This window comes from Leifsonia sp. McL0607 (genome assembly GCF_049993355.1).
Taxonomy (GTDB): Bacteria; Actinomycetota; Actinomycetes; order Actinomycetales; family Microbacteriaceae; genus Leifsonia.
This window is the reverse complement of record NZ_CP188253.1, coordinates 2,131,707-2,143,752: the sequence shown is the minus strand read 5'-3', so window position 1 is coordinate 2,143,752 and position 12,046 is coordinate 2,131,707. Positions and strand designations below refer to the sequence as shown.

11 protein-coding genes are annotated in these 12,046 nt (G+C 70.6%); 3 read left to right on the top strand and 8 right to left on the bottom strand.

Annotated elements, in window-relative coordinates; translation table 11 throughout:
- Positions 1–119: 119 nt before the first annotated feature.
- The 3 genes from ACPPVW_RS10385 to ACPPVW_RS10375 are packed head-to-tail and all read right to left on the bottom strand — an operon-like array spanning position 120 to position 3,306.
- On the bottom strand, positions 120–899 hold the full coding sequence (locus tag ACPPVW_RS10385) for an alpha/beta fold hydrolase (protein ID WP_426623052.1): 780 nt from the start codon (positions 897–899) through the stop codon (positions 120–122).
- A complete protein-coding gene (locus ACPPVW_RS10380; protein ID WP_426623051.1) occupies positions 896–2,539 on the bottom strand; it encodes a sensor histidine kinase in 1,644 nt (547 codons plus the stop codon). Before ACPPVW_RS10380 ends, ACPPVW_RS10385 begins: the two co-directional genes overlap by 4 nt.
- Positions 2,536–3,306 (bottom strand): response regulator transcription factor, encoded by a 771-nt coding sequence (locus tag ACPPVW_RS10375; RefSeq protein WP_426623050.1) that lies wholly within the window; start codon positions 3,304–3,306, stop codon positions 2,536–2,538. Before ACPPVW_RS10375 ends, ACPPVW_RS10380 begins: the two co-directional genes overlap by 4 nt.
- A 195-nt stretch (positions 3,307–3,501) precedes the next feature.
- Here ACPPVW_RS10375 and ACPPVW_RS10370 point away from each other — a divergent pair, with 195 nt between their 5' ends.
- A complete protein-coding gene (locus ACPPVW_RS10370) occupies positions 3,502–5,097 on the top strand; it encodes an ABC transporter permease (RefSeq protein WP_426623049.1) in 1,596 nt (531 codons plus the stop codon).
- A 27-nt stretch (positions 5,098–5,124) separates the two neighbouring features.
- Entirely contained in the window at positions 5,125–5,796 is a 672-nt protein-coding gene (locus ACPPVW_RS10365) for an ABC transporter ATP-binding protein (RefSeq protein WP_426623048.1), read from the top strand.
- Positions 5,797–5,908: 112 nt separating this feature from the next.
- Here the strand turns inward: ACPPVW_RS10365 and ACPPVW_RS10360 are convergent, their stop codons facing one another.
- The 5 genes from ACPPVW_RS10360 to ACPPVW_RS10340 all read right to left on the bottom strand — a co-directional run bounded on the left by ACPPVW_RS10360 (position 5,909) and on the right by ACPPVW_RS10340 (position 10,642).
- The gene (locus ACPPVW_RS10360; RefSeq protein WP_426623047.1) at positions 5,909–6,496 is read right to left on the bottom strand and encodes a pentapeptide repeat-containing protein; all 588 of its coding nucleotides are present in this window, start codon (positions 6,494–6,496) and stop codon (positions 5,909–5,911) included.
- Between the two features lie 53 nt (positions 6,497–6,549).
- A complete protein-coding gene (locus ACPPVW_RS10355) occupies positions 6,550–7,593 on the bottom strand; it encodes a sugar phosphate isomerase/epimerase family protein (protein ID WP_426623046.1) in 1,044 nt (347 codons plus the stop codon).
- Positions 7,593–8,723 (bottom strand): Gfo/Idh/MocA family protein, encoded by a 1,131-nt coding sequence (locus ACPPVW_RS10350; protein WP_426623045.1) that lies wholly within the window; start codon positions 8,721–8,723, stop codon positions 7,593–7,595. The genes ACPPVW_RS10355 and ACPPVW_RS10350 overlap by 1 nt, the downstream gene beginning before the upstream one ends.
- Positions 8,724–8,798: 75 nt before the next feature.
- Complete coding sequence (locus tag ACPPVW_RS10345; protein ID WP_426623044.1) at positions 8,799–9,899, bottom strand: Gfo/Idh/MocA family protein; 1,101 nt, start codon at positions 9,897–9,899, stop codon at positions 8,799–8,801.
- Positions 9,896–10,642 (bottom strand): sugar phosphate isomerase/epimerase family protein, encoded by a 747-nt coding sequence (locus tag ACPPVW_RS10340; protein WP_426623043.1) that lies wholly within the window; start codon positions 10,640–10,642, stop codon positions 9,896–9,898. The genes ACPPVW_RS10345 and ACPPVW_RS10340 overlap by 4 nt, the downstream gene beginning before the upstream one ends.
- A 147-nt stretch (positions 10,643–10,789) precedes the next feature.
- On the opposite strand from ACPPVW_RS10340, the gene ACPPVW_RS10335 reads away from it, so the two are divergent.
- Positions 10,790–11,977: an ROK family protein gene (locus ACPPVW_RS10335; protein WP_426623042.1), complete on the top strand. Its 1,188-nt coding sequence runs from the start codon at positions 10,790–10,792 to the stop codon at positions 11,975–11,977.
- Positions 11,978–12,046: the final 69 nt, after the last annotated feature.

Sequence of the window (12,046 nt, the reverse complement as noted above, 5' to 3'; positions counted from 1 at the left end):
GAAGTGCTTCACACACCTGCGCGGGCCTCCACCTGAGTGGAACTTCGCAACGTGCATGCACGTCGACCAGCGGTCTTTGGCTCCGTAAAGAGTACGGGATCGAACGGTCCCCCTGCAAATCAGGCCGCGAGGTGGGTACGCAGGAACGTCGTGATGTCGTGCGCGAACCGCGGGTGGAGCGGCACCCCGGCGTGCGAGCGGCGCGGATAGATCACGTGCGTCGCCCGGGGCAGTCGCCGGACCGTCTCATTCGCGATGGCGAGCGGGTAGAAGCGGTCGCGCCCTCCCGAGACGACCAGCACCGGGGCGGTGACCCGACCGAGGCGGGCGCGGACGTCGTAGCCTTCCTCGGCCTCCACGAGGGCGCGCAGCCCGACCGGGTCGGATGGCCCCGGCAGCACCCGCACGACCAGCCGAATCGCCGGCGCGAGCAGCGGCGTGTCCATCGTCGCGAGCGCGAGCTCACTGGTGGCTGCGGGCCGGCCGGCCGCCAGCAGGTCGGCGTAACGGCGCTGAACAACGCGGCCCTCGGTCCCGAGCGTGCCGGCGCCGGCCGCCACGACGAGGGAGCCGACGAGGTCGGGATGGTCTGTGGCGAGCTGCAGGGCGATGCTCGCGCCGGTCGAGATCCCCATGACGGCCGCGGGACGGTCGAAGCGCCGACGCAGGGCCTGCGCATAGAGCGCGGCGATCTCGGCCATGCTCGCTCCTGGCGTCAGCCGGGCGGGCCGGCCGACGGCGTGCACGCGGTGGGTGCGCGCCGGGCCGACCACGACCCAGCGTTCGGTGAGTGCGTCGAGCCCCCTGGCACGACCCGGCTCGGACGGGAGACCGCGGAGGAAGACCAGTGGCGGGGCGGACGGATCACCGTAGGCGACGGTCGGGAGCAGTGACCTCACTCCCGGTCGGCTCCCTGCGGCTCGGCCACGGTCGGGACATTCGGGGCCACTGGCCGGGCGGACTCGAGTGACGCGACCAGCTCGGCAGACCCTGCCGGCGCCAGCGGCAGGCGCACCGTGAACACCGTCGAGCCCGGCTCGCTGACCACGGCGACCGAGCCGCCGTGCGCCTCCACCACCGCTTGCACGATCGCAAGGCCCAGACCGGTGGACCCAGTCGCCCGGTTGCGGCTGCTGTCTCCGCGCGCGAACCGTTCGAACAGGGTCGACTGGAGCTCCTCGGGGATGCCGGGGCCGTCGTCGGAGACCGTGACGACGGCCTCCTGAGCGGCGGCGTCCACGGCCAGCGAGGCGACGACCTTCGTCCCCTCCGGGGTGTGGACGCGCGCGTTGGCGAGCAGGTTCATGACCACCTGGTGCAGTCGCGGGGCGTCCCCCGACACCTCCACCGGCTCCTCGGGCAGATCGATGCTCCACGTGTGGCCGGGACCGGCGGCGTGCGCGTCGCTGAGCGCGTCGATCAGCAGGAGGGAGAGATCGAGCGGGTCGTGATCGAGCTCCCGTCCCTCGTCGAGCCGGGCGAGCAGCAGGAGGTCCTCCACCAGCGAGGTCATCCGGGTGGCCTCCGACTCGATGCGGCCGATCGAGTGGGTGATATCTTTCGGCAGCTCGTGCGGCGACCGCCGGGTCAGCTCGGCGTAGCCGCGGATGGAGGCCAACGGCGTGCGCAGCTCGTGGCTGGCGTCGGCGACGAACTGGCGCACCTTCTGCTCACTCGCCTGGCGAGCGGTCAGCGCCGACGCGACGTGGCCGAGCATCCGGTTGAGCGCGGAGCCGACCTTGCCGACCTCCGTGTGCGGGTCGGTGTCCTCCTCCGGCACGCGAACCGAGATCGCGACTTCGCCGCGGTCGAGGGGCATGTGCGCCACCTGCTCGGCGGTCGACGCGACACGCGCAAGCGGTTTCATGGCCAGGCGGACCACGAAGCTGGCGATCAGGAAGGCGAAGACCAGTCCCGCGAGCGTGACGAGGACGATGACGAGGGTGAGCTGCTGAGTGGTCGCGTTCACCTCGCTGAGCGGGAGGCCGATGATGACGCTGTCGCCGTTGTCGAGCTGTGCCGCAGCGATTCGATACGACCCGAGCGAGGCGCCGAGGTCCACCGTGCGCGGCTGGGAGTCGGCCGGCACCGTGAGCAGGGCGAGCCCGTTGATGGTCACCTGCCTCGGCCCGAGCGGCTGGTCAGTCGACTGAGACGGCCGATCGGACAGGACGACCGGCGGGAAGAGCAGTCCCCCGTTCGCGCTCCGGACGGCACCGAGTGTGCCCGTCGGCTGCCCGGGCGTCGTCACGACGCCCTGCGCCTCCGGGATGGTCGGGCCTCCGGCGTTGATGCGATCGGCGGTGTGCTGGCCACGTGCCAGCGCACTGGTCAGCTGCTGGTCCAGGCGCTCTATCAGGTAGTTCTGCAGGGCGAGGACGCTGACCGCTCCGATCACCGTGCCCAGCACCGCGAGCATCGCGACCACGACCAGGACCACGCGGCTGCGCAGCGTCCAGGTGCGGAACGGACGGAGACCGAAGCGCCGGGCGCGCTCACGGCCGGAGGTCGGGGCGCCCGCAGTGCGGGCAGCGGTCATTGCGCGGCCTTCACCATGTAGCCGGCGCCGCGAACCGTGTGGATCATCGGAGGACGGCCCGCGTCGATCTTCTTGCGCAGGTAGGAGATGTAGAGCTCCACGACGCTGGAGGACCCGCCGAAGTCGTACGACCACACCCGGTCGAGGATCTGCGCTTTGCTGAGCACACGACGCGGGTTGCGCATGAGGAAGCGGAGCAGCTCGAACTCGGTCGCGGTCAGCTGGATGGGGTCGCCGTCGCGGTGCACCTCGTAGCTGTCCTCGTCGAGAACCAGGTCGCCGACGATGAGCACCGGGTCGTCCTGGTCCGCGACGGCCGCGCGTGACCGGCGCAGCAGGCCGCGGAGCCGGGCGACCAGCTCCTCCAGGCTGAACGGCTTGGTGACGTAGTCGTCCCCGCCCGCCGTGAGACCGGCGATGCGGTCGTCGAGCGAGTCCTTCGCGGTCAGGAACAGCACGGGCGCCTCGTTTCCGTCCGCGCGCATGCGGGACAGGACCTGCAGGCCGTCGATATCGGGGAGCATGATGTCGAGGACCACGACGTCCGGCTTGAACTCGCGCGACAGCAGCAGTGCCTGCTGACCGTTGGAGGCCGTCTTGACCTCCCAGTCCTCGTAGTGGAGGGCCATGGCGAGCAGGTCGGTCAGCGTTGCCTCGTCGTCGACGACGAGCACGCGGATCGAGCTGCCATCCGCGCGGCGCAGAAGGGTACGGGGCTGGCTGGAGGGGCCGGAGGCGGCACGCGCGTTGATGGTCACCTTTCCCATTATGAGGTGTGGACTTGATGGCGACTTTGTGAAACCTATGGACTCTCTGAGAGAGATGTGCGGGTCAGCCGACCACGGATGTGCGCTTCCTCACTCGGGTAACGGCGAACCCATAGCTCGACCATAGTGAGCGGCAATCCGCCGACCCTACTTTCCCGTTGACTCACTCATTCCGACCCAGAGATATGGAAGCCAATGTTCGGGACATACCTGCGGCGCGAGCTCCTCAATCGCCGTAAGCAGACGATCATCATCGCGATCGGCATGGCCCTCGCGATCGCGCTCGTCATCATCGTCAACGCGGTCTCCGCCGGCGTCAAGGACGCGCAGGCGAGCGTCCTCCAATCCGTCTACGGCGTGGGGACCGATATCACGGTCTCGCAGCCGGCGACCGCGCAGAACGCGACGACGCAGCAGGCGCAGGGCGGCGGCCCCCGCTTCGACTTCGGCGCGGACTCGGGCACCGACACCGGCAGCGGCAGCGGCCGCCAGATCAACACGTCCCGCCTGGCGCCCACCCGTGGCGCCACGGTCATGGACGCCTCCACGCTGACCACCGCCAAGATGGTCCACAACGTCCAGGCGGCCGCCGCGGTGCTCTCGCTGACCAACACGAGCTTCAGCGGCACCCTCCCCAACTTCCAGCAGCTGCGCGAACAGCGCCAGGCCGGAGGGGCTCAGTCGGGCGGCAGCCAGGCCGAGACCACTCCCCCGCCCACCGGGGGCGCCGACGGTGCGGGCGGCAGCTCGTTCTCGGTCGACTCGTTCTCGGTCATGGGTCTGGACCCGGCCGGCACGTCCGTCGGACCGCTGTCGTCGGTGACGCTGTCGCGCGGGCGCACCTTCACCGCCTCCGACAAGGGCGCGGACGTCGTCGTCCTCGACGCCGCCTACGCCAAGAGCGCGAGCAAGGCGGTCGGCGACACGGTGACCATCGGCGGCACCGGCTTCCGGGTCATCGGCATCGTCTCGGCGACCGGCGCCGACTCCACGACGGCCTCCAACGCGTACATCCCCCTCGCCGTCGCGCAGACCCTGTCCGGCCAGGCCTCCAAGATCTCGTCGGTCTACATCACGGCCGCGTCGTCCAGCGACATCGACCAGATCAAGACCGACCTGAGCACGGCGCTGCCCAACGCGACCGTCAGCACGCAGGCCGACTTGGCCTCCAGCGTCTCGGGCTCGCTCGGGAGCGCCGGTCAGCTCATCTCGAACCTCGGCACCTGGCTGTCGGTGATCGTCCTCGCGGCGGCATTCCTCATCGCGATCCTGTTCACCATCTCCGGCGTCACCCGCCGCACCCGCGAGTTCGGCACCTTGAAGGCGATCGGCTGGTCGAACCGCCGCATCACCGGCCAGGTCGCAGGCGAGTCGCTCGTGCAGGGACTCATCGGCGGCGTCATCGGCGTCGCGGTGGGACTCATCGGCGTGTTCGTCGTCAACGTCATCTCCCCGACTCTGACCGGCAGCATCGGCTCCGGCTTCGCCAATGCTGCCGGTCGGACCGGCGCGGCCGGGGGCGTGGGCTCCGGAGGCGCCAGGACCGGAGGAGCCGAAGGCGCAGGTGGCTTCGCCGGCGGCGGCGGCTTCGGTGGAGGCAACGGCGCGTTCGCCGGCGCCCGCCGCGCCTCCGCGACCACGGCCGACATCGCGCTGCACGCGCCGGTGACCGTGTGGATCATCGTCGGCGCCGTCGCCCTCGCCATCCTCGGCGGCCTGATCGCCGGTGCGATCGGCGGCTGGCGCGCCTCCCGCCTCCGTCCCGCCGCCGCCCTGCGCTCGGTCGCCTGACCTGCCGCCCGACCAGAAGGAGCCATCGTGTACACCCTCACGAACGTCACCAAGAAGTACACCCAGTCCAAGCGCGAGGTCATCGCGCTCGACGACGTCACCCTGGAGATCCCCGACGGCCAGCTCGTCGCCATCCAGGGCCCGACCGGCGGCGGCAAGTCGACGCTGCTGCAGATGCTCGGCGCCCTCGACCGCCCCACCTCGGGGTCGGTGGAGCTGGGACCAGCGAGCCTGTCGAAACTCGGCGACCACAAGCTCACCGACATCCGAGCCAACGAGATCGGGTTCGTCTTCCAGGGCTTCAACCTGATCCCGACGCTGACGGCGCAGGAGAACGTGGAGACCGCGCTCGCCCCGCTCAGGGTCAGCCCGGAGGAGCGCAGGCGTCGGGCCGCGGAGGCGCTGGCCTCAGTCGGTCTCGCCGACCGCGGCAGCCACCTCCCTTCGGAGCTCTCAGGAGGTCAGCAGCAGCGCGTGGCCATCGCCCGCGCCCTGGTGAAGAACCCGGACGTGCTGCTCGCCGACGAGCCGACAGGCAACCTCGACGAGGAGACCCGCGACGAGATCATGGACCTCCTCGAGGGCCTCTGGCGCGACCGCGGTCTCACCGTCATCGTCGTCACGCACGACACGGCCGTGGCCAGGCGCGCGCAGCGTCGCCTCCACATCAAGCACGGCCAGGTGAAAGAGGTCGCGTAGCGCGTCACATTCGCGCCGAATGTCGTCCCTGGCGTCGCCAGAGGTCACATTCACGCCGAACGTCGGCGGCGCCCGCCCTCGCGACACCGGGGACGGGCGCCGCCGCGTTGCGTCAGGAGGGGGTGCGGACGACGGTGAGGCCGGCGGCTTCGGCGAGGAGGACGGCCTGGCGCTCGTCGATGGTGGCGCCACGGAGGGTGGCCTCGGCGGGGTCGACGCCGGTCAGGTCGCTGCCGACCAGGTTCGCGGCGGAGAAGTCGGCGCCCGCGAGCACGGCGGCGGACAGGTCGCAGCCGGCGAAGACGGCTTCGACGCAGCGTGCGCTACTCAGGTCCGCCTCCCGAAGCCGCACGCCCGTGAAGTCCACGCCGCGCAGCTCCGCGCGGCCGAGGTCGACGAACGACCAGTTGCCGCCCTCCACCTTCAGCAGCGCGAAATCGCAGCCGCTGAAGCTGCTGCCGGTGAACTTGCAGCGCCGGAACGTCGCGTCGAAGAAGTTGCACCCGATGAACGTGCAGTTCACGAACGCGCTGTCGACGTGCTCTCCGACGTTGAGTCGCACGCTGCGAAACGTGCAGCCCGTGAATGTCGCGCCGGTCGACCGCAGTTCCGTCATGTCGACGTCCACGAACTCGACGCCGTCGAATTCGACGGCGTCGAGTTCACGTCCGTACCAGTCCTCGCCCCGGATGGTCTCCACGGCGCGAGCCTATCGGCTGAAATGCGCGGGCGCGGCGTTGTTGGTCAGCTGGCTCAGTCCTGGTTGCTGAAGGCCGCGTCGAACGAGGCGGTCGGGAGCTTCCAGAGCAGCGAGCGGATGTAGCCCACGGCCTCTGCGGCGCCGTGCAGGCGGTCCATGCCGGCGTCCTCCCATTCGATGGAGATCGGGCCGGTGTAGCCGATCGACTCCAGCGCCCGGAAGGAGTCCTCCCATGGCACGTCGCCGTGCCCGGTGGAGACGAAGTCCCAGCCGCGGCGCGGGTCGCCCCACGGCAGGTGCGAGCCGAGCACGCCGGCGCGGCCGTTCTTCGGGCGCAGCCGGGTGTCCTTGCAGTCCACGTGGTAGATGCGGTCCTTGAAGTCCACGATGAAGCCGACCGGGTCGATGTCCTGCCACATCATGTGGGAGGGGTCCCAGTTGAAGCCGAACGCCTCGCGGTGGTCGATGACGTCGAGTGAGCGCACGGACGACCAGTAGTCGTACGCGATCTCGGAGGGGTGCACCTCGTGTGCGAACCGCACGCCCTCCCCGTCGAATACGTCGAGGATCGGGTTCCAGCGGTCGGCGAAGTCCTGGTAGCCGGCGTCGATGACGGAGGCCGGCACCGGCGGGAACTGCGCGACGTACGGCCAGATCTTCGACCCGGTGAAGCCGACGACGGTGTCCACGCCGAGCTTGCGGGCGACCTTCGCGGTGAGCTTCAGCTCCTCCGCCGCACGCTGGCGCACGCCCTCCGGGTCGCCGTCGCCCCACACCTTCGAGCCGACGATCGCCTGGTGACGGAAGTCGATCGGGTCATCGCAGACCGCCTGGCCCTTGAGGTGGTTCGAGATCGCCCAGACCTTCAGCCCGTACGTGTCGAGGATGTCGAGGCGGCCCTGGAGGTACGCGTCGTCCTCTGCGGCGCGCCACACGTCGAGGTGCTCGCCCGAGCAGGCGATCTCCAGGCCGTCGTAGCCCCACTCGGAGGCGTGCTTCGCGACCTCCTCGAGCGTGAGGTCGGCCCACTGGCCGGTGAACAGGGTGACCGGGTGCGTGCGGCCCACAGTGTTGTCGGCGGCGGGGGCGTCAGTCATCAGTTGGTTCCCATCTCGATCCAGGTGCCCGACTCGGCGGAGTCGATCACGGCGTCGGTGATCCGGACGGCGCGCAGGCCGTCCTCGAAGCGCGGCAGTCCGTCGGGGCTCTGCCCGGCGACCGCCGCATAGCTGTCGGCGACGAACGCGTTGAACGCGTCCTGATACCCCTGCGGGTGCCCGGACGGCACCACGCACAGGCGCGCGGCGTCCGCGCTCAGCTGGTCGGCGTCGCGGGGCGCCAGGAGGCTCCCCGAGCGTCGGCCGACCCAGAGCGTCTCCGGCTGCTCCTGGTCGAAGGCCACGCTCTCGGCGCTGCCTGCGATCTCCAGCCACAGCCGGTTCTTGCGGCCGGGCGCCACCTGCGACACGAGCAGTGTGCCGATGGCGCCGGACTCCGTCTCGATGACAACGGCCGCGGCGTCCTCGGTCGTGATGCCCGTGTGCGCGGCGCGCTCGGCGAACACGGTGCGCTTCTTCCCAGAGAGGCGCGCGACCCGGTCGCCGCTCACGAACTCCACGAGGTCGACCAGATGCGACCCGATGTCCGCGAAGGCTCGCGAGCGGCCGCCCTGCTCGGAGTCGACGCGCCAGTTGTCGTCGCCGGCGGCGAGAAGCCAGTCTTGCAGGTACGAGGCGTTGACAGTGAGCACCTGCCCGGCGGCGCCGGAGGCGAATCGCGCCCGGGCCTCCCGCACCATCGGGTGGAACCGGTACACGAACGGCACGGTCGCGGTGCGTCCGGCCGCTGCGGCGACCAGCGCCTCCGCGTCGGCGACCGTGGTCGCCAGCGGCTTCTCACAGACGACATCCTTGCCGGACGCTAGCACAGCGGCGGCCTGCGACGCGTGCAGCGCGTTCGGCGTCGTCACGTGCACGACGTCGATCGAGTCGTCGCCGAGCACCTCCTCCAGCGAGACAAAGGCCCGGCCGATGCCGAGGCGTTCGGCCGCCGCGGCCGAGCGCTCCGGCGTCGACGAGACGATGCCCGCCAGCTCGGCGCGCGCCGCGCGGGCGGCGCGCGAGTGCACCTCCGCCATGAAACCGCCGCCGACGATCGCGACGCGCAGCCGCGACCCCGCCGCGCCCTCGTCCCGTCGACTCAGGCCGCCCGACTCGCTGGTGCTCACACTTCTCCGTTCGTGGTGTTTCTTCGCCAGTGGCGTCATCGTTCGGTGGCGCCGGCCTCCCGACGCCACCGAGTCTCAGGCCAGGGTGGACGCGCGCGGATCCCACTCCTCGGGGAGGGCTGGCGCGACGTGCACGGTGCTCTCCACCACGACCGGGGCGCCGGACTCGCCGGCCTCGATCGTCGCCACCATCACGTCGAGCACGTGGAAGGCCTGCTCCCCCGATGCGCGCTCCGGCACTCCGGCGCGGATGGCGCGGGCGAGCTCCACGACGCCGGTTCCACGCGTGCTGGTCGACCCGGTCGACGGCAGGGTCTCCACGTCGTCGTCCGCCCCGTGCACGAGGAGGTCGCCCTCGAAAGTGTTCGGGTCGGGTACGACCAGCGTTCCCTCCAGGCCCGCGACCTCGAACTGGGTGCGGCGGAGCTTGGAGTCGAAGCTGAAGACCGACTGCGCCGTCTGGCCGCTCTCGAACTCGTACAGGGCGCTGACGTGCGTCGGAACGGTGACCTCGAACGACTCGCCTGCGCGGGGGCCCGAGCCGATCACGCGGGACGCCTTGGCCTGGGAGGCGACAGCGCTGACGCGCTTGACCGGACCGAACAGCTGCACCAGGGCGGTGAGGTAGTACGGACCGACGTCGAACAGCGGGCCGGCGCCCTCCTGGAACAAGAAGTCCGGGTTCGGGTGCCACGACTCGGGGCCGGGGCTCTGCATGAGCGTCAGCGCGGTGAGGGGTGCGCCGATGGCTCCGCCCTCGAGCAGGCGACGGGCTGACTGGATGCCGGCGCCGAGGAAGGTGTCGGGCGCCGTGGCGACGCGCAGACCCTTCGCGTGGGCGGCCTCCAGCAGCTGCACACCGCTGGCGCGGTCGAGCGCGAACGGCTTCTCGCTCCACACGTGCTTTCCGGCTGCGAGAGCCTGCAGGGCGACCTCGACGTGCACCTTCGGGATGGTGAGGTTGACGACGATCTCGATCGCGTCGTCGGCGAGGAGCTCCTCCACGGTGCCGGAGGCCGGCACGCCGTACTTTTCGGCCTGCGCCTTGGCCCGCTCCAGGTCGATGTCGGCGATGAAGCGCACATCGAGGTCGGGGAACGACGTGAGGTTGCCGAGGTACTCGTTGCTGATGACGCCGGCTCCGACGAGGCCGACGCCCACCTTTCCACCGGTCATGCGAACGCCTCCGAGGTGAGGAACGCGTAGCTGTCGACGACGGCCTGGAAGCGGTCGCCACGGGAGTCGTCGAGCTCGATCACGCGGAGGGCGTTCGGCGCGGCGGCGATGATCTCCGCGATCGGCAGCGAGCCCTGGCCGACGGCCACCTGGTCTTTGTTATCGGTCGTGCCGGCGCCGTCCTTGACGTGGAGGGCGACGACGCGGTCTCCGAGCTTCGGAAGCAGGTCGACGGGGTTCTTGCCGCCGACGACCACCCAGTAGGTGTCGACCTCCAGCACGACCTCGGGGTCGAGCTTGCCGGCGAAGTACTCGAGCGCGGTGACGCCCTCGATGGTGCTCTCGAGCTCATGAGCGTGGTTGTGGTACCCGACGCGCACCCCGTGCTTCGCGGCGACCTTGGCTGCGGCGTTGAGCTGTGCAGCGGTCTCCTCGACGTCGGCAGCGGTCTGCCAGCGCTCGGCCGGCACGTGCGGGTCGATGACGGTCTGGATACCGAGCTCGGCCGCGGTGGCGAACACGGTGTCGAGGTCGTCGCGGCCGATGAACCCCTGGTGGGTGGTCGGCGCGGTCAGGCCGGTCTCGGCGAGGCCCTGGCGCAGGCCCTCGGCGAAGTCGAGGAGGCCGAACGGCTCGACCTGGGTGAATCCGATCTCGGCGATCCGGCGGAGGGTTCCGACCGTGTCCTCGGTCAGGAGCTCACGAACCGTATAGAGCTGCACGGAGAGGTTTGAGTTCGACACTGTTCTCCTCGGTCGAAAGATGGGGATGGCGACGCAGATGCGGCGTCCGTGATCATTCAATCCTCACTTCTGCCGAATGTCAATCAAAAGTCGACGCCTTACCGTCGATCTTTGGAGTGCCGAAGAGCAGTGTGGTTCAATACGTGCATGACCGACAGCGTCCGGGAGCCCGGCATCGTCGCTGCGGACGCCTCGGGCCTCCTGGCGATCCTGCGCGACGGCGTGCCGCGAACGCGCGCGCAGCTGGCTGAGCTCACGGGGCTGGCCCGTTCGACCATCGCAGTGCGCATCGACACGCTGACCGCCGCAGGCCTGGTCGCGCCCGCGGGAGACGACGTCTCGACGGGAGGCCGGCCTCCCGCGCGCATCCGGTTCAACCCCGACTCGCGCGTAGTGGTCGCGATCGACCTCGGCGCCACGCACGGCGTGGTCGCCCTGGCCGACCTGGCGGGCACGATCACGACCAGCGAATCGCGGCGCCTGCTCATCGCCGACGGGCCGGAGCCTGTGCTCGATTGGGCCCTGGAGGCCGCCCGGCGCCTGTTCGCCGCGACGGGTCGCCCCCTCACCGACCTCGTCGGGGTCGGCATCGGCGTGCCCGGACCGGTCGAGCACTCGACCGGCCGGCCGGCCAACCCGCCGATCATGCCGGGCTGGGACCGCTTCGACATCCCGGCCTACGTTCGTCGCGTCTTCGAGGTGCCGGTGCTGGTCGACAACGACGTGAACCTCCTCGCCCTCGGCGAGCACGCTCTCGCCTGGCCCGACCGGTCCGACCTCCTCTTCGTCAAAGTGGCCACCGGCATCGGCGCCGGCATCATCAGCGGCGGCCGGTTGCAGCGCGGAGCGCAGGGCTCCGCGGGCGACCTGGGCCACGTGCGCGTGCCGTTCTCGAACGAGACGCCGAGCCACGGCGCCCGCGACGCCGACCTGGAGGCGCTCGCCAGCGGGCCGGCCATCGCCCGCGCCCTCACGGCCGCCGGCATCCCCGCCGACACCAGCGACGACGTCGTCGCCCTCGCCCGCACCGGCAACCCGGAGGTCCTCCAGGCGATCCGTCAGGCCGGCCGCGATCTCGGCGAGGTGGTCGCCACCTGCGTCAACCTGCTCAACCCGTCGCTCGTCGTGGTGGGCGGTAGCCTGTCTCGCGTCGGCGAGCAGTTGCTCGCCGGGGTGAGGGAGGTCGTCTATCAGCGCTCGACACCGCTCGCCACCCAGCATCTGACCATCACCGAGTCGCGCTCCGGCGAGACCGGCGGTGCGATCGGGGCGGCCATCATGGTCATCCAGCACACACTCGGCCCCGGCGTCTCCTCCCGCCCGCTCCCCGTCTGACCGGCTTGCGCGACCTCCTCGGCCGCCTCAGATCGAATCGATTCGACCCATCTTCGACTTTCCGCAACC